Origin of the sequence: Burkholderia sp. ABCPW 14, assembly GCF_001523835.1 — a bacterium.
Classification (GTDB): Bacteria; Pseudomonadota; Gammaproteobacteria; order Burkholderiales; family Burkholderiaceae; genus Burkholderia; species Burkholderia mayonis.
This window is the reverse complement of sequence record NZ_LOVS01000193.1, coordinates 100,152-121,889: the sequence shown is the minus strand read 5'-3', so window position 1 is coordinate 121,889 and position 21,738 is coordinate 100,152. Positions and strand designations below refer to the sequence as shown.

At 66.3% G+C, this 21,738-nt stretch carries 23 protein-coding genes and 1 other RNA gene; 9 read left to right on the top strand and 15 right to left on the bottom strand.

What is annotated here, in order from left to right:
- The 5 genes from WS62_RS28955 to WS62_RS28935 form a co-directional block, all read left to right on the top strand.
- The coding region (locus tag WS62_RS28955; RefSeq protein WP_156440856.1) for a transposase at positions 1-395 on the top strand (395 nt) is incomplete at its 5' end.
- A 79-nt stretch (positions 396-474) separates the two neighbouring features.
- Positions 475-1,056: a Holliday junction branch migration protein RuvA gene (gene ruvA, locus WS62_RS28950; RefSeq protein ID WP_059470778.1), complete on the top strand. Its 582-nt coding sequence runs from the start codon at positions 475-477 to the stop codon at positions 1,054-1,056.
- A 99-nt stretch (positions 1,057-1,155) separates the two neighbouring features.
- Positions 1,156-2,226: a Holliday junction branch migration DNA helicase RuvB gene (gene ruvB / locus WS62_RS28945; RefSeq protein WP_059470777.1), complete on the top strand. Its 1,071-nt coding sequence runs from the start codon at positions 1,156-1,158 to the stop codon at positions 2,224-2,226.
- 28 nt (positions 2,227-2,254) lie between these two features.
- Positions 2,255-3,208: an oxygenase MpaB family protein gene (locus tag WS62_RS28940; protein WP_066578274.1), complete on the top strand. Its 954-nt coding sequence runs from the start codon at positions 2,255-2,257 to the stop codon at positions 3,206-3,208.
- A 116-nt stretch (positions 3,209-3,324) separates the two neighbouring features.
- On the top strand, positions 3,325-4,470 hold the full coding sequence (locus WS62_RS28935) for a ParB/Srx family N-terminal domain-containing protein (RefSeq protein WP_066578272.1): 1,146 nt from the start codon (positions 3,325-3,327) through the stop codon (positions 4,468-4,470).
- Positions 4,471-4,556: 86 nt separating this feature from the next.
- Here the strand turns inward: WS62_RS28935 and WS62_RS28930 are convergent, their stop codons facing one another.
- The 3 genes from WS62_RS28930 to tyrS form a co-directional block, all read right to left on the bottom strand.
- Positions 4,557-5,219 (bottom strand): histidine phosphatase family protein, encoded by a 663-nt coding sequence (locus tag WS62_RS28930; RefSeq protein ID WP_066578265.1) that lies wholly within the window; start codon positions 5,217-5,219, stop codon positions 4,557-4,559.
- A 23-nt stretch (positions 5,220-5,242) separates the two neighbouring features.
- A complete protein-coding gene (gene dtd / locus WS62_RS28925) occupies positions 5,243-5,701 on the bottom strand; it encodes a D-aminoacyl-tRNA deacylase (RefSeq protein ID WP_066578305.1) in 459 nt (152 codons plus the stop codon).
- 79 nt (positions 5,702-5,780) lie between these two features.
- Positions 5,781-7,022 (bottom strand): tyrosine--tRNA ligase, encoded by a 1,242-nt coding sequence (gene tyrS / locus WS62_RS28920; protein ID WP_066578261.1) that lies wholly within the window; start codon positions 7,020-7,022, stop codon positions 5,781-5,783.
- A gap of 168 nt (positions 7,023-7,190) precedes the next feature.
- Here tyrS and WS62_RS28915 point away from each other — a divergent pair, with 168 nt between their 5' ends.
- The gene (locus WS62_RS28915; protein WP_066578259.1) at positions 7,191-8,336 is read left to right on the top strand and encodes an anhydro-N-acetylmuramic acid kinase; all 1,146 of its coding nucleotides are present in this window, start codon (positions 7,191-7,193) and stop codon (positions 8,334-8,336) included.
- A 289-nt stretch (positions 8,337-8,625) separates the two neighbouring features.
- On the opposite strand, the gene erpA is transcribed toward WS62_RS28915, so the two are convergent.
- The 3 genes from erpA to rplM form a co-directional block, all read right to left on the bottom strand.
- Positions 8,626-8,994, bottom strand: coding sequence for an iron-sulfur cluster insertion protein ErpA (erpA, locus tag WS62_RS28910; RefSeq protein ID WP_059470770.1), 369 nt, complete (start codon positions 8,992-8,994; stop codon positions 8,626-8,628).
- Between the two features lie 206 nt (positions 8,995-9,200).
- Positions 9,201-9,593: a 30S ribosomal protein S9 gene (rpsI, locus tag WS62_RS28905; RefSeq protein WP_010106367.1), complete on the bottom strand. Its 393-nt coding sequence runs from the start codon at positions 9,591-9,593 to the stop codon at positions 9,201-9,203.
- Positions 9,594-9,604: 11 nt separating this feature from the next.
- Entirely contained in the window at positions 9,605-10,033 is a 429-nt protein-coding gene (gene rplM / locus WS62_RS28900) for a 50S ribosomal protein L13 (RefSeq protein WP_004522094.1), read from the bottom strand.
- Here rplM and WS62_RS38710 point away from each other — a divergent pair.
- Together WS62_RS38710 and WS62_RS28895 are read left to right on the top strand one after the other, a co-directional pair.
- A complete protein-coding gene (locus WS62_RS38710; RefSeq protein WP_257791889.1) occupies positions 10,032-10,163 on the top strand; it encodes a hypothetical protein in 132 nt (43 codons plus the stop codon). The two genes, rplM and WS62_RS38710, sit on opposite strands and share 2 nt — an antisense overlap.
- A 538-nt stretch (positions 10,164-10,701) precedes the next feature.
- Entirely contained in the window at positions 10,702-11,124 is a 423-nt protein-coding gene (locus tag WS62_RS28895) for an OsmC family protein (protein ID WP_066578256.1), read from the top strand.
- A 95-nt stretch (positions 11,125-11,219) separates the two neighbouring features.
- Here WS62_RS28895 and rnpB read toward each other — a convergent pair.
- From rnpB to pyrC, 3 genes are all read right to left on the bottom strand, one after another.
- An RNA gene (gene rnpB / locus WS62_RS28890) (RNase P RNA component class A) lies at positions 11,220-11,631 on the bottom strand.
- A gap of 124 nt (positions 11,632-11,755) precedes the next feature.
- Entirely contained in the window at positions 11,756-12,760 is a 1,005-nt protein-coding gene (locus WS62_RS28885; protein ID WP_231748441.1) for a DUF3025 domain-containing protein, read from the bottom strand.
- Between the two features lie 58 nt (positions 12,761-12,818).
- Positions 12,819-13,877 carry a dihydroorotase gene (gene pyrC / locus WS62_RS28880; RefSeq protein ID WP_066578302.1) on the bottom strand — a complete coding sequence of 353 codons (1,059 nt, stop codon included), beginning with the start codon at positions 13,875-13,877 and terminating at the stop codon, positions 12,819-12,821.
- Between the two features lie 203 nt (positions 13,878-14,080).
- On the opposite strand from pyrC, the gene WS62_RS28875 reads away from it, so the two are divergent.
- Positions 14,081-14,986: a class II glutamine amidotransferase gene (locus tag WS62_RS28875; RefSeq protein ID WP_082721372.1), complete on the top strand. Its 906-nt coding sequence runs from the start codon at positions 14,081-14,083 to the stop codon at positions 14,984-14,986.
- Positions 14,987-15,503: 517 nt separating this feature from the next.
- Here the strand turns inward: WS62_RS28875 and WS62_RS28870 are convergent.
- From WS62_RS28870 to WS62_RS28845, 6 genes are all read right to left on the bottom strand, one after another.
- Entirely contained in the window at positions 15,504-16,229 is a 726-nt protein-coding gene (locus WS62_RS28870) for an amino acid ABC transporter ATP-binding protein (protein WP_059470767.1), read from the bottom strand.
- Entirely contained in the window at positions 16,226-16,903 is a 678-nt protein-coding gene (gltK, locus tag WS62_RS28865) for a glutamate/aspartate ABC transporter permease GltK (RefSeq protein WP_059470766.1), read from the bottom strand. Before gltK ends, WS62_RS28870 begins: the two co-directional genes overlap by 4 nt.
- Complete coding sequence (locus WS62_RS28860; protein WP_066578251.1) at positions 16,903-17,643, bottom strand: amino acid ABC transporter permease; 741 nt, start codon at positions 17,641-17,643, stop codon at positions 16,903-16,905. Before WS62_RS28860 ends, gltK begins: the two co-directional genes overlap by 1 nt.
- Before the next feature lie 82 nt (positions 17,644-17,725).
- On the bottom strand, positions 17,726-18,619 hold the full coding sequence (locus tag WS62_RS28855; protein ID WP_066578296.1) for a glutamate/aspartate ABC transporter substrate-binding protein: 894 nt from the start codon (positions 18,617-18,619) through the stop codon (positions 17,726-17,728).
- A gap of 218 nt (positions 18,620-18,837) precedes the next feature.
- Positions 18,838-20,142 carry a Glu/Leu/Phe/Val family dehydrogenase gene (locus WS62_RS28850; protein ID WP_066578249.1) on the bottom strand — a complete coding sequence of 435 codons (1,305 nt, stop codon included), beginning with the start codon at positions 20,140-20,142 and terminating at the stop codon, positions 18,838-18,840.
- 276 nt (positions 20,143-20,418) lie between these two features.
- The gene (locus WS62_RS28845; protein WP_066578246.1) at positions 20,419-21,366 is read right to left on the bottom strand and encodes a LysR substrate-binding domain-containing protein; all 948 of its coding nucleotides are present in this window, start codon (positions 21,364-21,366) and stop codon (positions 20,419-20,421) included.
- Between the last annotated feature and the right edge of the window lie 372 nt (positions 21,367-21,738).

The window sequence follows — 21,738 nt, the reverse complement described above, 5'->3', positions numbered from 1 at the left end:
CTCACCCTCTTTGGCCGGTCCTGACCAGCATGCCGGGAGTCGGCGTCAGGACCGCCGCCAGACTCCTGACCGAAGTCGCCCATAAAGCCTTCGCTTCGGCTGCTCATCTGGCGGCCTACGCTGGCCTTGCCCCGGTCACCCGGCGCTCAGGCTCGTCGATCCGTGGCGAGCACCCATCCAGACGGGGCAACAAGGTGCTCAAGCGCGCCTTGTTCCTCTCCGCCTTCGCTGCCTTACGAGACCCAGTCTCACGGGCCTATTACTCGCGCAAGATCCAGCAAGGCAAGCGCCACAACCAAGCGCTCATCGCACTGGCACGGCGACGCTGCGACGTCCTGTTCGCCATGCTGCGCGACGGAACCATTTACCAACCCAAGTCGGCCCCTAACGCTTGACGAACAACATAGGGGCACCCTGCCGCGCGCGCACCGCGGTGCGCTACACTCGCGCTTTCCGTTCCGTCCCGCACTCGCCATGATCGGTCGCATCGCCGGCACCCTGCTCGAAAAGAATCCCCCGCACCTCCTCGTCGACTGCAACGGCGTCGGCTATGAAGTCGACGTGCCGATGAGCACGTTCTACAACCTGCCGCACACGGGCGAGAAGGTCGTGCTGCTGACCCAACTGATTGTCCGAGAGGACGCGCACCTGTTGTACGGCTTCCTCACGCCGCAAGAGCGCTCGACGTTCCGCGAGCTGCTCAAGATCACGGGCGTCGGCGCGCGGATGGCGCTCGCCGTGCTGTCCGGGATGAGCGTCGCGGAGCTGTCGCAAGCGGTCACGCTGCAAGACGCCGCGCGCCTCACACGCGTGCCCGGCATCGGCAAGAAGACGGCCGAGCGCCTGCTCCTCGAACTCAAAGGCAAGCTCGGCGCCGATCTCGGCCCGCTCGCCGGCGCGGCGTCCCCGTCCGACCACGCGACCGACATCCTCAACGCGCTCGTCGCGCTCGGCTATTCGGAAAAGGAAGCGCTCGCCGCGATCAAGAACGTGCCGGCCGGCACCGGCGTGTCCGAAGGCATCAAGCTGTCGCTCAAGGCGCTGTCGAAGGCGTAACGGCGCGTCGTCGGAGACAGCTTCGCACGCCGGGCGCCAGGCGGCGACTCGGCCGTTCGGCCAGGTTGGCCGGACCGCGCCGCGCGGTACAATGGCCGCATGATCGAAACCGACAAACTCGCCGCCGAGCGGATCATCGCCGCCACGCCCGTGTCTTCGCACGAAGAAGCGTTCGAACGCGCGCTGCGCCCGCGCCAGCTCGACGAATACGTCGGCCAAGAGAAGGTGCGCGACCAGCTCGAGATCTTCATCGAGGCCGCGAAGCGCCGCTCCGAAGCGCTCGACCACGTGCTGCTGTTCGGGCCGCCCGGCCTCGGCAAGACGACGCTCGCGCACATCATCGCGCGCGAGATGGGCGTGAACCTGCGCCAGACGTCCGGCCCCGTGCTCGAGCGCGCAGGCGACCTCGCCGCGCTCCTCACGAACCTCGAAGCGAACGACGTCCTCTTCATCGACGAAATCCACCGGCTGTCGCCTGTCGTCGAGGAAATCCTGTATCCGGCGCTCGAGGATTACCAGATCGACATCATGATCGGCGAAGGGCCGGCCGCGCGCAGCGTGAAGCTCGACCTGCAGCCGTTCACGCTCGTCGGCGCGACGACGCGCGCGGGCATGCTGACCAATCCGCTGCGCGACCGCTTCGGGATCGTCGCGCGACTCGAGTTCTACGACGCCGAGCAGCTGTCGCGGATCGTGCGCCGCTCGGCCGCGCTCCTCAACGCGCCGATCGACCCGAACGGCGCGCTCGAAATCGCGAAGCGCTCACGCGGCACGCCGCGGATCGCGAACCGCCTGCTGCGCCGCGTGCGCGACTACGCGGAAGTGAGAGCCGACGGCAACATCACCGCTGCCGTCGCGGACGCCGCACTCGCGATGCTCGATGTCGATCCTGTCGGCTTCGACCTGATGGACCGCAAGCTGCTCGAGGCGATCCTGCACAAGTTCGACGGCGGGCCGGTCGGCGTCGACAACCTCGCCGCCGCGATCGGCGAGGAACGCGACACCATCGAGGACGTGCTCGAGCCGTACCTGATCCAGCAGGGATTCTTGCAGCGCACGCCGCGCGGCCGCGTCGCGACGCTCCTCACGTACCGGCACTTCGGACTCTCCGCGCCGGACGCCGCGAGCGCCGTGTGCAATCTCTGGGACACGCCGGACGCTCAGCGCTGACGCCGTTCCCGTTCCGACGAGCCAATCGATGTCCGCCCCGCTACACAACCGCCCAGCACGCTCGACGATCGGCCGTCCGCTCGTCGAGCGTGTGCGCGCGCGCGTCGCGGGCGGCGTCACGCATCTGACGGCAGGCAGCGGCCCGTCGCTCGACTACTCGTCGCCGCCCGGCGACCCCGGTCTCTTCGGCCCCGACGCGGTGTGCTGGAAAGTGCACGCCGATTTCACGTCGATGATGACGGGCGGCATCTCCGCACTGCTGCTGCAAGCGCTGCATCCGCTCGCGCTCGCGGGCGTGTGGGACCATTCGACGTTCCGCACCGACATCCTTGGCCGCCTGCGCCGCACCGCGACGTTCATCTCCGGCACGACGTACGGCAGCCGCGCCGACGCGCTGAAGCTGATCGAGCGCGTGAAGGCGATCCACGAGACCGTCACCGGCACGGGGCTCGACGGCCGCCCGTATCGCGCGAGCGACCCGGCGCTGCTGACGTGGGTGCACGTCGCCGAAGTGTCGAGCTTTCTCGCCGCGCACTTGCGCTACGCGAATCCGCAGTTGTCAGGTGCCGACCAGGACCGCTACTACGCGGAAACGGCGCGCGTCGCCGAACTGCTCGGCGCGACGAACGTGCCCAAGACGCGCGCCGACGTCGCCGCGTACTTCGCCGCGATGCGCCCCGAACTGGAAGCAAGCGAACGCACGCACGAGGTGGTGCGCATCCTGACGAACGTGCCGGTGCCGAAGCCGGCGATGCGCCCCGCCGCCACGCTGCTGTTCAACGCCGGCGTCGACCTGCTGCCGACTTGGGCGCAGCAGATGCTCGGCCTGTCGGCACTCGCTTCCGTGCGCCGTGCGCTCGTGCGGCCCGGCATGCGGATCGTCGCGCCGGTGATCCGCTGGGCGCTCGTCAACGGCGTGTCGAAGCGCGCCCGCCGGCGCGTCGCCGCGTCGCCCCAGCAGCCCGGCCGCACCGGCAAGTAGCCCAACCCGTCGATTTCATTTCAAATACCTGTCACATCGATTCGCGATGCTAACGGCTCCGCGCACGCGCGTCAGCCGCGCGCCGCCGCCCAACCCATTGTCGACGCCATTGCCCGATGCCTCATCCGCTCTCACGCCTCGTCGCCGTTGCCGCCTTTCCGCTCATCGCCGCGATCGCCGCATGCGGCGGCGACGGCACGGCCCCCGTCGCCCCGATCGCCGCCGTCGATGCCGGCGCGAACGGCTCCACACCAGGCAATGCAACGAACCCGGAGAGCGCCGGCAATCCGTCGCCATCGACGCCCGCCCCCGCGCAGGGCAAATGGAAAAGCGTGCGCACGGGCGACATGCTCGACGTGGTGCTCGGCGAACTGCGTCCGACGCAAGGCGCGCTCGGCTACGACCAGATCTACTACAAGCTCGGTCGCTACGAGCGGCAGCCCGACAAGAAATTCGACGACTTCTGCGCGGACGAAGGGCTCGGCGGCGTCGCGTCGAACGGCTACACCGCGCAATCGGTGCTGCGTGAAGCCACGAGCTACGCTTGCACGACCGGCGCCGACGCGCGCGACCGCACGGTGCTCAATCCCGTCATCATCGGCCCGAACGGCGACACGCTATACGTGACCGACGGTCACCACGGCCTGTCGACCTATTACGAGACGCCCGACGGCGGCCCGACGCTCCACGTGCACGTCGTCGTCAAGGACAACCTCAGCGACTACTCGGGCACGGCGTTCTGGCAGCAGATGCAAAGCCGCGGCTACACGCGCCTGAAGGACGGCGACGGCCGGCCGATCGCGCCGGATCAGTTGCCCGCCGGGCTTGGGCTCGCGCTCGGCATGCAGGACGACCGCTACCGGTCGCTCGTCTATTTCACGCGCGACATCGGCTACGCGAAGCCTGCGCAGGCGACCGACTACCTGGAGTTCTACTGGGCCGACTGGCTGCGCGGGCAGCCGGCGACGTTCTCGCTCGCCGGCTACGACCTGGCGCGCGCGGGCGCGACCGATCCCGACCCGGCAACGGCCGATACGGGCTACCTGAATGCGATATGGAATGCGTCGGCGAGAATGGTCGCGTCGGCCGATCCGGTGATCGACGGCAAGACAGGCGCCGACCTCGGCCGCGCCGATCAGATCAACGGCGGCAAGAAATACGGCAAAGGGGAATTCGACAAGCTGCGCCAGCCGATCACGGCCGACAAGCCCGGCAAGATCGCGTATGCGCTCGATTACAAGACGCGCCACGGGCTGCGCTGACGCTGACAGCCGCTGCGGCGCGCCGCAACGGCACGACCATCCTCGCGGCCAAGCGCGCACTCGCGCACACGAGCCGCGTTACGGCGTCACAGCACCTTCCGATAGCCGTCGTCGTCGCTCGCTTCGCTCAAGTGATCGACGTCGGCCCAGCGCACGACACGCGCGCGGCCATCGCCGTAATCGACGACGTTGACGCTCGTGTTCAGGAGCGCGTGCTTGCGCGGCGCCTCGAGCGGCAGATCGTTCGCGAACCGGTACACGCAGTCGAGCACGCCGCCATGCGCGACGCACGCGATGCGCCCGCCCGGATGGGCGGCGACGATCCGCTCGACCTCGTGCAACACGCGGTGATGGAACGCGCGGTGCGATTCGCCGCCTTCCGGCTCGAAGCCGGGATCGCGCGTCTGCCACTGCGCGAACGCGTCGGGAAAGCGTGCCTCGATCTCGGCGCTGTCGTGCCCCTGGAACACGCCGTACGCGCGCTCGCGCAGCCCTTCGCGCAGCACGAGCGGCAGGCCGAGCGCGTCGGCCGCCGGCTGCGCGGTTTGCTGCGCGCGCGACAGATCGCTCGAATAGATCGCGTCGATCCGCGCGCCGGCGCGTGCGTCGCGCGCGAGACGCTCGGCCAGTTGCCGCGCCTGCGCGAGCCCCGTGTCAGCGAGCGGAATGTCGATGTGGCCTTGAATCCGCTTGATGCGGTTCCAGGCTGTCTCGCCGTGGCGGATGAAGAGGATCTGCGTCGTGGCCATCGGTGCGGTCTCGAATCGAAGCATCAGGGGCGCGTCTGCAGCCAGAACGTCACGGGGCCGTCGTTGACGAGCGACACCTGCATGTCGGCGCCGAACTCGCCCGTCGCGACGATCAAATGACGCTCGCGGGCCGCGCGCGCGAAGTAGTCGAAGAGGCGCGCGCCCTCGTCGGGCGGCGCGGCGGGCGTGAAACTCGGGCGCAGGCCGCTGTTCGTGTCGGCCGCGAGCGTGAACTGCGACACAAGCAACAGGCCGCCCGCGCGCCCCGCGCCGTCGATGTTCGACACGGGCAGGTTCATCTTGCCCGCCGCGTCGCTGAACACCCGGTAGCCGAGCACCTTCGCGAGCAGCTTGTCGGCCACGGCCTCGGTGTCGCCGCGCTCCGCGCAGACGAGCGCGAGGAGGCCCGGGCCGATCTCGCCCGTCACGCGGTCGCCGACACGCACGTCGGCGCGCTTCACGCGCTGGATCAGCGCGATCATGTGCGCGCCGCCGTCGCACGCGCGACGCGCGCGAAGCACGCGGCGCGCAGAGCGCTCAGTCGAATCGTGGGCCGCGCGCTCATGCGGTGAGCGTCACGCGCGCGAAGCGGCGCTTGCCGACCTGCACGACGAACTCGCCCGCTTCGACCTTCAGCGCCTTGTCGGACACCGTCGCGCCGTCGATCTTCACGCCGCCCTGCTCGATGTTGCGCAGCGCCTCGCTCGTCGACGGCACGAGCCCCGCCTGCTTCAGCAACTGGCCGATCGCGAGCGGCGCGCCGGCGAGCGTCACCGTGGCGATGTCGTCGGGCACGCCGCCCTTCGCACGGTGATTGAAGTCTTCGAGGGCGCGCTCGGCATCGGCGCGCGAATGGAAGCGCTCGACGATCTCCTGCGCGAGCATCACCTTGAAGTCGCGCGGATTGCGCCCGCCTTCGGCCTCGGCTCGGAACTGCGCGATCTCGTCGAGGCTGCGGAACGACAGCAGCTCGAAGTAGCGCCACATCAGCACGTCCGAGATGCTCATCAGCTTGCCGAACATGTCGTTCGGCTTCTCGCTGATGCCGACGTAGTTGCCCTTCGACTTCGACATCTTCTCGACGCCGTCGAGGCCTTCAAGAAGCGGCATCGTCAGGATGCACTGCTGCTCCTGCCCGTACTGCTTCTGCAACTCGCGGCCGACGAGCAAATTGAATTTCTGATCGGTGCCGCCGAGCTCGAGATCGGCGTTCAGCGCGACCGAGTCGTAGCCTTGCATCAGCGGGTACAGAAATTCGTGGATCGAGATCGGAATGCCGCCCTGGAAGCGCTTCGTGAAGTCCTCGCGCTCGAGCATTCGCGCGACCGTGTAGCGCGACGCGAGCTTGATCATTCCGTCCGCACCGAGCGGCATCGACCATTCGCTGTTGTAGCGGATCTCGGTCTTGTCGCGGTCGAGCACGAGCGCCGCCTGCTCGAAGTAGGTCTTCGCGTTCGATTCGATCTGCTCGCGCGTGAGCGGCGGACGCGTCGCGTTGCGGCCCGACGGATCGCCGATCAGCGACGTGAAGTCGCCGATCAGGAAGATCACCGTGTGGCCGAGATCCTGCAACTGGCGCATCTTGTTCAGCACGACCGTGTGGCCGATGTGGATGTCGGGCGCGGTCGGATCGAGGCCCAGCTTGATGCGCAGCGACTTGCCCGTCGCCGCGCTTTTCGCGAGCTTTTGCGCGAACTCTTCCTCGATCAGCAGTTCGTCGACGCCGCGCTTCGTGACGGCGAGCGCGTGGCGGACCTCATCGGTGATCGGGAAGGCGGGCTTGGAAGTGGGATCGGTGCTCATCGGTGCAAGAGGAAGAAATGTCGCAAAAAGAGCGATTTTCCCATAAGTTGCGCGCGGCCCGCTTAACGACGCGCGCGCTTGCGCGGATAATCGGGCACGACAGCGCGCGGCAAGCCTTCCGCGCGCATCCAACCTCGATTCCGGAGCGATGACGTGGCGCCCAACCGCATGCAACCCGGCCATCCCGCGGATGGCGTGTATTTCGGCCTGATGTCGGGCACGAGCATGGACGGCGTCGACGGCGTCGCCGTCCGTTTCGAGACGGGCAAGCCGCCCGCGGTGCTGTCCGAAGCGTTCGTCGGCTTCGCCGATACGCTGCGCGACGCACTCTTCGCACTGCAGCAGCCGGGCGACGACGAGATCGAGCGCGAAGCACTCGCCGCGAACGCACTCGCCGCGCGCTACGCGGTGTGCTGCCACGAACTGCTGCGCGCGGCGGGCCTCGCGCCCGAGGACGTGCGCGCGCTCGGCGTGCACGGACAGACGGTGCGGCACCGGCCCGAGCGCGGCTACACGCGGCAGATCAACAACGCGGCACTGCTCGCCGAACTGACCCGCATCGACGTGATCGCGGACTTCCGCAGCCGCGACGTCGCCGCGGGCGGCCAGGGCGCGCCGCTCGTGCCGGCGTTCCACGCGACCATGTTCGGCTCATCGGACGAGACGCGCGTCGTCTGCAATCTCGGCGGCATCAGCAACGTCACGATCCTGCCCGCCACGCGGGACGCGCGGGACGAATCGGTGCGCGGCTTCGACTGCGGCCCGGCGAACGCGCTGATCGACGCGTGGGCGGAACGCCATCTGAAGCAGCCGTTCGACGACGGCGGGCGCTTCGCGGCGCGCGGCAAAGTCGACGACGCGCTGCTCGCCGCGCTGCTCGATGAGCCGTATTTCCGCCAGAACGCGCCGAAAAGCACGGGACGCGATCTCTTCAACACCGATTGGCTCGACGCAAAGCTCGTCGGTTTCTCGGACCTCGCACCCGAAGACGTGCAGGCGACGCTCACCGCCCTGACCGCGGCGACCGTCGCCGACGAGATCGCGCGGCATGCAAGCGGCTGCCGCGCCGTCTACGTGTGTGGTGGCGGCGCACGCAACCCGGTGCTGCTTGACGCGATCGCGGCCGCGCTCGCGGCGCGCGGGCTCGACGCGCAGATCGACACGACGGCTGCGCTCGGCGTGCCGCCGCAGCAGGTCGAGTCGCTCGCGTTCGCGTGGCTCGCGTACCGCTTCAACGCGCGCGCGCCGGGCAACGTGTCGGCCGTCACGGGCGCGGCGGGCGAGCGCGTATTGGGCGCGCTCTATCCGCGCTGAAGCGCCGACGACGCGCACCGTCGCGCGGCCCCGTCAGGGTTGCCCCGGGACAGCCGCGCGCCGAATCGCCGCACCGCATCGCATCGCGCACATAAAAAACGGGGCATGAAGCCTAATGCCGTTCAGTCAAGCGTGGTTCGCTGTGGCCTAGCCTTGCAGAACCACGAAAAAGGCCGCTCCGGTATCAATCGGAGCGGCCTTTTTGATTCAACTGAACGACATTAGGGCATGAAGCCCCGTTTTTTTGAACGAACGACGCGCGTCCGTTCGATCGACCGGATCGGTTCGTTCAGACCGAGAACGACGAGCCGCAACCACAAGTCGTGGTCGCGTTCGGGTTCTTGATGACGAATTGCGCGCCGTTCAAATCGTCCTTGTAGTCGATCTCGGCGCCGACGAGGTACTGATAGCTCATCGCGTCGACGAGCAGCACGACGCCGTTCTTGTTGAGTACGGTGTCGTCCTCGTTGACTTCCTCGTCGAACGTGAAGCCGTACTGGAAGCCGGAGCAACCGCCGCCTTGCACGAACACGCGCAGCTTGAGCTCAGGGTTGCCTTCTTCGTCGATCAATTGCTTGACCTTATCGGCCGCCGCGTCGGTGAAGACGAACGGAGCCGGCATCTCGGTGGTTGCCGCGGATTCGGTGACAGCGTTCATGCGAACTCTCCAAAAAGCCATTGCCTGCTATTGTAGGGCCGATCCTTAGATCGTGCTGGCGCAGGCGAAATCAAGTGGCGCGCCGGCGTTTTTCGCACATTCGTTGCGCAGACGCAAGCCGCGCGCACATAAAAAAACCGCCAGCGCGAAAGCTGGCGGTTTTTCTTGCAGCGGCGCCGCCCGAAAGCGGCGCGCAGCACGAGCGATTAACGCTTCGAGAACTGCTTGGCGCGGCGTGCCTTGTGGAGACCAACCTTCTTACGCTCCACTTCACGCGCGTCACGCGTGACGAAGCCCGCGCTCGACAGCGTCGGCTTCAGCGTCGCATCGTAATCGATCAGCGCGCGGGTGATGCCGTGACGCACTGCGCCCGCTTGACCCGTTTCGCCGCCGCCCGACACGTTCACCTTGATGTCGAACGTCTGGCTGTGGCTCGTGAGCTCCAGCGGCTGACGCACGATCATCAGCGACGTTTCGCGCGAGAAGTAGTCAGCGATGGGCTTACCGTTGACGATGATGTCGCCCTTGCCAGCCTTGATGAAGACACGAGCGACTGCGCTCTTGCGGCGGCCCGTACCGTAATTCCAGTTACCGATCATGTGGGCTCCCCTTAGATCTCGAGCGCCTTCGGCTGTTGCGCCGAATGCGGATGCGTGGCTTCAGCGTAGACCTTCAGCTTCTTGATCATCGCGTAGCCGAGCGGGCCCTTCGGCAGCATGCCCTTGACCGCCTTCTCGAGCGCGCGGCCCGGGAAGCGCTCTTGCATCTTGCCGAACGTCGTTTCATAGATGCCGCCCGGGTAGCCCGAGTGACGGTAGTACTTCTTGTCCAGCGTCTTGTTGCCCGTGACCTTCAGCTTGCTCGCGTTGATAACGATGATGAAATCACCGGTGTCGACGTGCGGGGTGAACTCGGGCTTGTGCTTGCCGCGCAGACGGCGTGCCACTTCGCTGGCGACACGGCCGAGAACCTTATCCGTCGCGTCAATCACGTACCATTCGCGCGTCACCTCATGGGCTTTTGCGGAAAACGTCTTCATGATCGATCCAAAATTGATTGCTTATGCCCAAGCGTTCTTCCCTGCTTGTCTGCTCTTGGCAGGCGCTTCGTGGCGCGATGCAGGCTCTCCCTGTTCTTTTTCCGTGGGCATGATTGCGGAAAAGCCCTGAATTATAAAGGAATTCGAGCCGGCAGGTCAAAAGAATCCGACATTCGCCACCACACCCCGACGTGAAGCGCGCATCGCGGGCGCGAAATCGCTGGCGAGAGACCGCCGAAGCTTGCATTGGACGAAAAAAAGCCCGAACCGCTGGTTCGGGCTTAATCCACCAAAGGAGGAGGGTGGAGGAGACATGCGGAGGTCGCCGCAGCGCGACAACCAATGATTGCCATTATACGAACCCGGTCTCGTCAGCACAAGAAAAACCGCATAGAGAAATGCACCCTCATAATACGGAAAGTTACCCAGCCTACCAGAAAATCAATTTTCCCTTTATAATCAAAAAGATACATGAATTCACCTGAAGAAATATCTTTTTCGTCTAGAGTAAAACCCCTAAAGATCAGAGGGCATTCGGTGCTGTCCTGATCACATGCGAAGCTCCGCCGGGCACCGCTTTTGCCCGTCTTGCAGTGCATCAGCCGACTGTTTCGGGCGGGGCTACAATGCCGGTTCACAATCGAATCAAGCAACGCTGGAGCTCGTGCATGGAATGCAAAGTAAGCTGGATGGGACAGGATGGCATGGCATTCGCCGCCCAAACGGGCAGCGGCCACCTCGTCACGATGGACGGCGCGCCCGAAGGCGGCGGACACAATCTCGCGCCGCGTCCGATGGAGATGGTCCTCGTCGGCACGGGCGGCTGCACGGCCTATGACGTCGTGCTGATCCTCAAGAAGAGCCGCCAGGAAGTGACGGGCTGCTCGGTGACGCTGCACGCGGAGCGCGCGAGCGAAGACCCGAAGGTGTTCACGAAGATCCGCTTCCATTTCACGGTGACGGGCCGCAACCTGAATCCCGCGACTGTCGAGCGCGCGATCAATCTGTCGCACGACAAATACTGCTCGGCGTCGATCATGATCGCGAAGACGGCTGAGCTGTCGCACTCGTTCGAAATCATCGCCGCGTAACGCGCCGCTCGCGGCGCGAGCGCGACCGCAAGGCCATGCAGGGCCCGAAAGGAAAAGGCCGGCGCCGCATGCGGCGCCGGCCTTTCGTCATCGTGCGGCAAAGCGGGCCGATAAGCCGGATTTTGTGCGCGCCGCGCGCCCGAAGACGCGCGGCCCGTGGCAGCCATTCCTCTAGGCGCGCCATTGCTGACGCGCTCAAGCTTCCTACCCGCAGACGAGGCGGGGGCACCGCCCTGCATCCGAGGATGCGCGTCTGCCTACTTGGAATTGCTCCGGGTGGAGGTTACCGTGCCGGTCTGCGTCGCCGCAGCCGCGGTGCGCTCTTACCGCACCGTTTCACCCTTACCTGATCCCGGCTTGCGCCGGGCCATCGGCGGTTTGCTTTCTGTTGCCCTGTTCCGCGTGTCGCCACGGATGGCCGTTAGCCATCACCCTGCCCTGTCGGAGTCCGGACTTTCCTCGCCCTTCGCGGCGAACCGCAAAGGCCGCGACTGCCTGGCCCGCTTTGCGAGCGGGATTCTAGCACTGTGGGGCGGCGCTCGCTCGGGACTCGCTGTTTTGCGGTGGCGCTTGGCGCTGGCAAATGATCGGTTGACCGCTTGATTGGACAACCGCTCAGCGCGCCTTCGTCTCAGTCGGCACGGGAGCGGCGGCCGCTGCGGAACACCTGCGGATCGTCGTAGAACGACGGCGACTCGTTCGCCGGCCACCAGCCCGGTACGCCGAGCACCGGCAACGGCGCGAACGCGCGGCTCGCCGGCTCGGCCCCGGCGAGCGCCGCCGCGACGCGTTCGTCGAGCCACGCGCAACGCTCGGCATCGGCCCACTCGAAATATGCGGCTGGCGCGTCGACGATCCACGTGTGCGCGGTGCAGCCCTTGTATGGATCGACGAGCTTTTCGAGCAGCGCATGGCCGACGATCCGCGCTTCGCAGCCCGCCCCCCATGCGGCGCGCGACGCGCGCATCAGCGTCGGCCAGTCGAAGCCGCGCAGCGCGACCGCGAGCGCCGGATTCGATGTCGCGAAAAGCGCCGCGTTCTCGTCGAACAGCGTGAGCGCATCGCGGACAGCACCACGCACGGGGCCGACGCCCGTCGCGTCGATCGCCGCGGCCTGGCGCGCGTTGAGCGTCGCCTTGATGCGCGGATACGCGAACCAGACGAGCGCGTTGAAGAAATCGTGCAGGTTGTGGCGGGTCGGGACGGCGCCCGTCTCGGCAATGTGCGTCTCGTACGCGACGCCCGCCGGCAGTGCCGCCTGTTCGATGAAGCGCAGCGGCAGGCCGCGGCCCGTCGCGATTCGCTCGGCTTGCGCGTCGTCGTTCAACATGCGCAGCCACGCCGCTTCGCCTCGCTGTGCGGCGTGCGTCCATCGCCTGCCGCGCGCGGCGAACGGCGCGAGCCACGGCGCGGACCAGTCGATTCGTTCGAAAACGGAGCATGTGGGGACCGAATCCGGCGCGCCTCGGTCGCCCGAAGCGCACGATTCGCCCGCGATTTCCGTTGCGCCCACGGCGGCCGGGCGCGCCGCAGCCGGCGGCTCGCCGGCGCCGCGCGAATCGCTTGCGCGGCCGGCGGCACCCGTCTCACCCGAACGCGGCAGGCCCGCATCGTTCATGCCGTCCGCATCGCCCATCTCGTTCGCACCGAATCCGCCGAGCGCGGCAACCGTGCCGACCGCCGCGTTCCGTGCGTCAGATGAGCCGCCAGCCGATCGGCTCGCCGCCGCGCAGCGGCACGACAGACGCGTCGCCCGCGCCGATCTCGCGCGGCAGCTCCCACGTCTCGCGGCGCAGCGTCACCGCCTCGCCGCTGCGCGGCAACCCGTAGAAATCCGCGCCGAAGTAGCTCGCGAAGCCTTCGAGCTTGTCGAGCGCGCCCGCCTGGTCGAACGCCTCCGCATACAGCTCGAGCGCGTGCAGCGCCGTGTAGCAGCCCGCGCAGCCGCACGCGGCCTCTTTCGCGCCCTTCACGTGCGGCGCGCTGTCGGTGCCGAGGAAGAAGCGCGGATTGCCCGACGTCGCCGCGGCGATGAGCGCGACCCGGTGCGTCTCGCGCTTAAGCACCGGCAGGCAGTAGTAATGCGGCCGTATCCCGCCAACGAACATCGCGTTGCGGTTGTACAGCAGATGGTGCGCGGTGATCGTCGCGCCGAGGAGGCCCGGCGCCGCGTCGGCGTCGCGCACGTAGTCGGCCGCGTCCTTCGTCGTGATGTGCTCGAACACCACCTTGAGCCCCGGCAGCGCGCGGCGCAGCGGTTCCATCACGCGGTCGATGAACACCTTTTCGCGATCGAACAGGTCGATCGACGCGTCCGTCACCTCGCCGTGCACGAGGAGCGGCATCCCGACTGCCTGCATCGCTTCCAGCGTCTTCGCGCATTTGCCGAGCAGATCGGTCACGCCGGCGTCCGAGTTCGTCGTCGCGCCCGCCGGATACAGCTTCACGCCGTGCACGAAGCCGCTTTCGCGCGCGCGGCGGATCTCGTCGGCGGGCGTGTTGTCGGTCAGGTACAGCGTCATCAGCGGCTCGAACGTCATGCCGGCCGGCAGCGCGGCCAGGATGCGCTCGCGGTACGCCTGCGCCTGGGCGGTCGTCGTGACGGGCGGCTTCAGGTTCGGCATGATGATCGCGCGCCCGAACTGGCGGGCGGTGTGCGGCAGGACGGCCGCGAGCATCGCGCCGTCGCGCACGTGCAAGTGCCAGTCGTCGGGGCGTGCGAGGGTCAGCGTGGCGGGAGCAAAAGCATTCATGATGTCGTGGGAATGGCGCGCGGCGACGGGCGATGCGCGGCGCGCCGGCCGCGCGCGGCGCCGATTGACGGCAAACCGCAACACGGAACCGCTTGCGCGCGGTTTTCGCCTTTTGCCGCTTCGGGCTCGGTGATATGCTTGAAGCCGACATTGTACCGGTTCTGTCCGGTGTACTCCTCGCCAGCCCCAGCCGCACCCGCGATATGTGCCAACTCTTCGGAATGAACTGCGCCGAGCCGACGGACGTGACGTTCTCGTTTACCGGCTTTGCGGCCCGCGGCGGGCTCACCGACCACCATGCGGACGGCTGGGGCATCGCGTTCTTCGAGGACAAGGCGTGCCGCCTCTTCATCGACCAGCAGTCGTCCGCGACGTCGCCCATCGCCGAGATGGTCAAGCGCTACCCGATCAAGTCGAAGAACACGATCGCGCACATCCGCAAGGCGACGCAGGGGCACATCCTGCTCGAGAACTGCCATCCGTTCATGCGCGAGCTGTGGGGCCGCCACTGGATCTTCGCGCACAACGGCGATCTGCGGGGCTACGCGCCCGATCTCGAAGGCGGCGTCTATCAGCCGGTCGGCACGACCGACAGCGAGAAGGCGTTCTGCAAGCTGATGCAGGGCCTGCGCGACGCGTTCCCCGGCGCGCAGCCGCCGCTGCCCGAGTTGTTCGAGCAGGTCGGCGAGCTCACGCGCGACATCACGCGACACGGGGTCTTCAACTTCCTGATGTCGAACGGGCAGGCGCTGTTCGCGCACTGCTCGACGCGCCTGCATTACCTCGTGCGGCGCTGGCCGTTCTCGACCGCGCACCTGATCGACGAGGACGTTTCGATCGATTTCGCGAAATACACGACGCCGGAAGACCGCGTCGCGGTGATCGCGACGCAGCCGCTCACCGACGACGAAGTGTGGACCGCGATCGAGCCGGGCGAACTCGTGATGTTCCAGTGCGGGGACGTCGCGGCGACGATGCGCATCCCGGTGCCGGAGGCCGTGCTCGACAAGCTCAGGAATCCGGAGCTCGACGCGTCCGCGTCGGCGCCGCGCCAGACGGCGGCGCTCGCGGCGGGCGGCGATCTCGGCGACGATCCGGTCGATTTCTGATTCCACATCGCTCGGTTGGACGCATCAGCGGCGGCGCATTCGCTGTTGAAACGTCCGGGCTGCTGCACGCAGCGTCGTCGAGCGATGCGCACAACACGAATGTGATGCCATGATGCCGACTTGCAGGCGGCGGCGTCGAGCATCAGCGTTGGTGAGCGTATCGCGGCGGCGCGCGACGCGCATTCGTTCGAATGAAGGCTGCGAAGCGACTGCCAATTCCCTCTTATCTCGCACGCGGAATGTCACGTCGATGGCGATAGCGATAGCGATAGCGATAGCGATAGCGATAGCGATAGCGATAGCAAGCCGAACACGCCAACGACGCCGCATGCGCCTCCCCGCCCCACTTCTTGCTCCGCCGCCTGCTGCCGCATAGAGATCATTCTGCTCGACCCACAGCAAGACCGGCCCGCCGATTCAGCTCGGCCACGCGCTGCCATCCAGCCAACAAAAAAGCCGCCCGGCTCTCGCCGGACGGCCTTCGCATCGCGAGCGGCGCGCCGCGCCGCCCACGCGATCAATGCAGGATCTTCGCCAGAAAATCCTTCGCGCGATCCGACTTCGGATTCGCGAAGAAATCTTCCTTGCGGTCGTCCTCGACGATCAAGCCCTGGTCCATGAAGATCACGCGATGGGCGACCTTCTTCGCGAAGCCCATCTCGTGCGTGACGACCATCATCGTCATGCCTTCCTTCGCGAGCTCGACCATCACGTCGAGCACCTCGTTGATCATCTCCGGATCGAGCGCCGACGTCGGCTCGTCGAACAGCATCGCGATCGGATCCATCGACAACGCGCGCGCGATCGCGACGCGCTGCTGCTGGCCGCCCGACAACTGCCCCGGATACTTGTGCGCATGCGCCTTCAGCCCGACGCGATCGAGCAGCTTCAATCCCTTCTCGGTCGCCTCGTCCTTGCTGCGGCCGAGCACCTTGATCTGCGCGAGCGTCAGGTTCTCGGTAATCGACAGGTGCGGAAACAGTTCGAAGTGCTGAAACACCATTCCGACCTTCGAGCGCAGCTTCGACAGGTTCGTCTTCTTGTCGCCGACCGACTGCCCGTTGACGAGAATCTCGCCTTCCTGGAACGGCTCGAGGCCGTTGACCGTCTTGATCAGCGTCGACTTGCCCGAGCCCGACGGCCCGCACACGACCACCACTTCGCCTTTCTTCACTTCCGTCGTGCAGTTGGTCAGCACCTGGAACTGGCCGTACCACTTCGACACGTTCTTAATGGAAATCATCTTGTGACCTTTTTCTGGAGACCTTTGACCAACGCGGATGCGACCGAGCACACGACGAAATAGCATGCGCCCGCGAACAGGATCATCTCGACGCTCGTGCCGTCGCGATCGCCGATGTTCGCGGCCGTGCGGAAGAAGTCCGCCAGGCTGATCACGTAGACGAGCGACGTGTCCTGGAACAGCACGATCGCCTGCGTGAGCAACAGCGGCACCATCGCGCGAAACGCCTGCGGCAGGATCACGAGGCGCATCGCCTGCGCGTAGTTCATGCCGAGCGCGAACGACGCATTGACCTGCCCGCGCGGCACCGACTGAATGCCGGCCCGAATGATCTCCGAATAATACGCGGCCTCGAACAGCGAGAACGCGACCATCGCCGACGCGAGCCGGATGTCGATCGTCGGCGACAGGCCGAGCACGCCCTGCAGCACCTGCGGCACGATCAGGAAGAACCACAAGAGCACCATCACGAGCGGGATCGAGCGGAACACGGTCACGTAGCCCTGCGCGAACCACGCGAGCGGCTTGACGCCCGACAGCCGCATCAGCGCAAGCAGCGTGCCCCAGACGATCCCGACCACGATCGCGAGCAGCGTGATCTGCAGCGTGATGATCGCGCCGGTCCAGAGCGTCGGCAGCGCGCCGGGAATACTACTCCAGTCGAACTGATGCATCACTTGCCTCCGATGTAGCCGGGCAGCCGGGACTTGCTCTCGACCCAGCGCATGAACGACATGACGACGAGGTTGATGATCACGTACGCAAGCGTGACGGCGATGAACGACTCGTAGGTCTGCGCGGTGTAGTCGACGAGCTGGCGCGCCTGCGCGGACAGGTCGAGCAGGCCGATCGTCGACGCGACCGCGGAGTTCTTGAAGATGTTCAGGAATTCCGACGTGAGCGGCGGCACGATGATCCGGTAGGCGACCGGCAGCAGCACGTATCGATACGTCTGCCATTGCGTGAAGCCCATCGCGAGGCCGGCGGCGCGCTGGCCCTTCGGCAACGCATTGATGCCGGAGCGCACCTGCTCGCAGACGCGCGCGCCGGTGAAGAGGCCGAGACAGACGATCGACGCCGTGAAGAACTGCGTGCCGGGCGGCAACTGCTTGATCCAGGTGCCGATCGACACGGGCAGCAATTCGGGTACGACGAGGTACCAGACGAAGAACTGCACGATGAGCGGGATGTTGCGGAAGATCGATACGTAGACGGTGCCGATCGCCGAGAGCCACTTGTTCGGGACGGTGCGCAGCACGCCGAACAGCGAACCGACGACGAGCGCGATCAGCCACGCGACGAGCGACACCTTGACCGTCACCCAGAATCCCGACATCAGCCAGCCGAGATAGGTCGTCGGTTCGCCCGTCGAAACGGGGCTCAGGAAGATGCCCCAGTTCCAGTGGTAAGACATAGCCAGACTCCAACAAAAAGAAACGGAAGAAGCCGTGCCTCTTCCGTTTCGTCAGCGCTTGTTAGCTCGAACCGCCGCGCGCTCAGTCGAGCGCCTTGTCGTTCGGGTTCGCGTAGAGCTTCTTCATCTCGTCGGAGAGCGGGAAGTTCAGATTCAGGCCCTTCGGCGGAATCGGATTCTCGAACCACTTCGAGTAGATCTTCGCCGCTTCGCCCGACTTCTCGACCTGGGTGATCGCGTCGTCGACGACCTTCTTGAACGCCGGATCGTCCTTGCGCATCATGCAGCCGTACGCCTCCTGCGATTGCGGCTTGCCGACGATCACCCATTCGCCCGGCTGCTTCGCCTTCGCGCGCTCGCCCGCGAGCAGCGCGTCGTCCATCATGAACGCGACCGCGCGGCCCGTCTCGAGCGTCTGGAACGAATCGCCGTGATCCTTCGCGCTGACGATGTTCATCCCCATCTGATTCTTGTTGTTCATCTCGCGCAGCAGACGCTCGGACGTCGTGCCCGCCGTCGTCACGACGGTCTTGCCCTTCAGGTCGGCGAAGTCCTTGACGCCCGAATCCTTCTTCGTCATCAGACGCGTGCCGATCACGAAGATCGTGTTCGAGAACGCCGCCTGCTTCTGGCGATCGAGGTTGTTCGTCGTCGAGCCGCACTCGATGTCGACCGTGCCGTTCTGCACGAGCGGAATGCGGTTCTGCGACGTCACCGGAAGGTTCTTCACCTGCAGGTTCGGCAGGTTCAGCTTCTTCTTGACCGCGTCGACGATCTTCATCTGGAAGTCGCGCGAGTAGCCGACGACCTGCTGGTTCTGGTCATAGTACGAGAACGGAATCGACGATTCGCGGTGCCCCAGCGCGATCACGCCCGTGTCCTTGATTTTCTTCAGCGTGCCCGTTTCTTGAGCGATGGCGCCGCCGGCAAACGTGCTCAGCGCCGCGACCATCAGCATTGCTTTCGGGAATTTCATCGTTGTCATCTCCTTGGCGAAAACCCGCGCCAGTTTAGCAAAGTAATTTTTATGAAAGTAATGGTTGTTAACCACACTTTTGACCGGGTGGCGCGCGCATCGCCGAACGCGTGTCGCGTCCGCATGCGCGCGCGGGCGGCACCGGTTCCGGTGCCGCCCGCGGGTAAATCACGGCGCGGTTCGTCGAGCCGCGCCGTCGATCGATCAAAACCGATCGATCAGGGGTACAGGCCGCGCATTTCGCGCGCCATCAGGATACGCTTGCACGCAACGATGAACGCCGCGGTACGCACCGACACCTTGTGCTCTTCCGCGACCGCCCACACGCCGGCGAACGCTTCGCGCATCACGCGCTCGAGACGATGGTTGATCTCGTCTTCCGTCCAGAAGAAGCTCGAGAAGTCCTGCACCCACTCGAAGTACGACACGGTCACGCCGCCCGCGTTCGCAATCACGTCGGGAATCACGAGCACGCCGTTTGCGTTCAGGATGTCGTCCGCCGCCGTCGTCGTCGGGCCGTTCGCGCCTTCGACAATGATCTTCGTGCGGATCTTCGATGCGTTCTTCTCGGTGATCTGGTTTTCGAGCGCAGCCGGGATCACAATCTCAGTTTCGACCGTCCAGAACTCGTCGTTCGGCATCGGTTCCGCGCCTTCGAAACCGGCGACGCCGCCCGTGTTCGCCACGTGCTCGAGCAGCTTCATCGTATCGATGCCCGCCGGCCGGTAGATCGTGCCCGTGTGATCCTGAACCACGATCACCTTCGCGCCTGCTTCCTGGAACAGACGCGCGGCGATCCCGCCGACGTTGCCGAAGCCTTGCACCGCAATGCGCGCGCCTTCGATCTCAACACCCTTCTTCTTCGCGGCTTCGCAGCCGACGACGAACACGCCGCGCCCTGTCGCTTCCTTGCGGCCGAGCGAACCGCCGAGGGAGATCGGCTTGCCGGTCACGACGCCCGTCGCGGTCTGGCCCTGGTTCATCGAATACGTGTCCATCATCCACGCCATCACCTGTTCGTTGGTGTTGACGTCAGGCGCCGGAATATCGGTGTTCGGGCCGATGATGATGCCGATTTCGCTCGTGTAGCGGCGCGTGACGCGCTCGAGCTCGCCGCGCGACAGCTTGCGCGGGTCGACACGGATGCCGCCTTTCGCGCCGCCGTACGGCACGTTCACGGCTGCGTTCTTCACCGACATCCAAGCGGACAGCGCCATGACCTCGGAGAGCGTCACGTCCTGGTGATAGCGCACGCCGCCCTTGCCCGGGCCCCGCGACACGTTGTGCTGCACGCGATAGCCCTCGAAGTGCGCGACGGTGCCGTTGTCGAGCTCGATCGGCACGTCGACGATCAGGATGCGCTTCGGGCGCTTCAGCGTTTCGAGCCACCGCGACAGCGAGCCGAGGTACGGCGCGACGCGGTCGACTTGCTGCAGATAGTTGCCCCAGGGGCCGAGGTCGTCCGCGTGCAGGTAAGACGGAATGGTTTGCACCGCGGACGGGGACTGCGATTGCGAAGACATGGAATCTCCAACGGTCGAAGAATGCGCACATTGTCGAAAAAGCGAATTTCGAAATCCAATGCCGTTTGCTTATTCGATTATGCGTTTCGTGCATGATCGGGCTTTTGCGCGAAAAACCGTACGTTCGCCGTTCGAACGGCGGCAATCCCGATGCGATTCGTCGGCGCAACTTTCGTGCGCGCCCTCACGCGCACGCGCCGAGCGGGCGCGAAGTGCGCGCCGCACCGCCCGTGCGACGCGGTGGTCCAATCCGCGCCGGCTCGCGCCGCGGCCTCGTCACGCCGCGCCGAGCTCCTCGCGCACGACATCCCAAAGCTCGCGCACGAGCTTCTGGCGCGACTCGTCGCCCTGTACGGCGAGCTTGTCGCGATAGAGCCGGATTTCCATCGTCAGCGTAAACGGCTCCGCGCCGCCCTTCGCCGCGCGGCCGAGCCGGACGAGGCGCCCGCCCGCGACCGCGTCCTCGACCGCGCTGTGCGGCAGGAACGCGACGCCGTGGCCGGCGAGCGCCATCGCCTTCAGCGCCTCGGCCATGTCGGTCTCGTAGACCTTGTCGAGATAGAGCGGCGCACGAGCGTTCGCAATGATCACCTCGGTCATCCGGCCGAGGTAAGCGTTCGGCGTGTACGACAGATACGGCACGGGCGCGTCGGCCGTGCCGGGCAGCGAATAGCGCGCGCGGCCGCCGCGCCCGGGCGCCGAGAACGGGCTGATCGGCTCGGCGCCGAGCGTCAGCATGTCGTAGCGGGCCGGATCGAGCGCAACGGGATGGCTCGGATGGTGATAGCCCATCACGAGATCGCAGCCGCCCTCGACGAGCGACAGCACCGCGTCGTGCACGTTCAGCGCGCGCAGCCGCGTGTGGATCGGCCCCATCTTCGCCTCGATCCGCTGAAGCCAGCGCGGAAAGTACGTGAGCGACAGCGTGTGCGGCACCGCGAACTCGATCGTCGGCACCGGCGCGCCGACGTGGCCGCGCAGCAGCGTACGCGCCTCGTGCGCCTGCGACAGCATCACGAGCGCCTGCTCGTAGAACACCTGGCCCGCCTGCGTGAGGCGGGTCGGATAAACCGAACGATCGATCAGTTCCGTCGCGAGCCACGCTTCGAGCGCCTGGATCCGGCGCGAAAACGCGGGTTGCGACACGTGCCGCAGCTCGGCCGAGCGGCTGAAGCTGCGCGTTTCCGCGAGCGACACGAAGTCTTCGAGCCATTTGAGTTCCATGCGTGCCTTTGCTGCGGGAAGCGAGTGCGGGAGTGGAAGCTCGCATTCTAACGGCCGGGGGCGTCGGCCGCTCCACGCGCGGGCGTGCGGCGCTCGCAGGTCGAAGCCGGCGGCGCCTTTCGCCCCAACGAGCGATCCGGCGGCGCCCGGCCGCGTCGCCACGCTCCCGATTCTTCACACTTTCCGCGCCGCACCAACGCCGCGCCGCGCGCACAGGCGCGGTGCCGCGGGCCATCGCGCGCGCCTGCCGCCGGTGCGCGCGAACGCGGCGCCCTCGCATTCGGCGGCCCGCCTCCCGGCTTCGCCGTGTTTCCCGCGAGCCTTGCCGGGCGCGCGATCGCGCCATTTGGATCGAAACATGCATTTCATTGG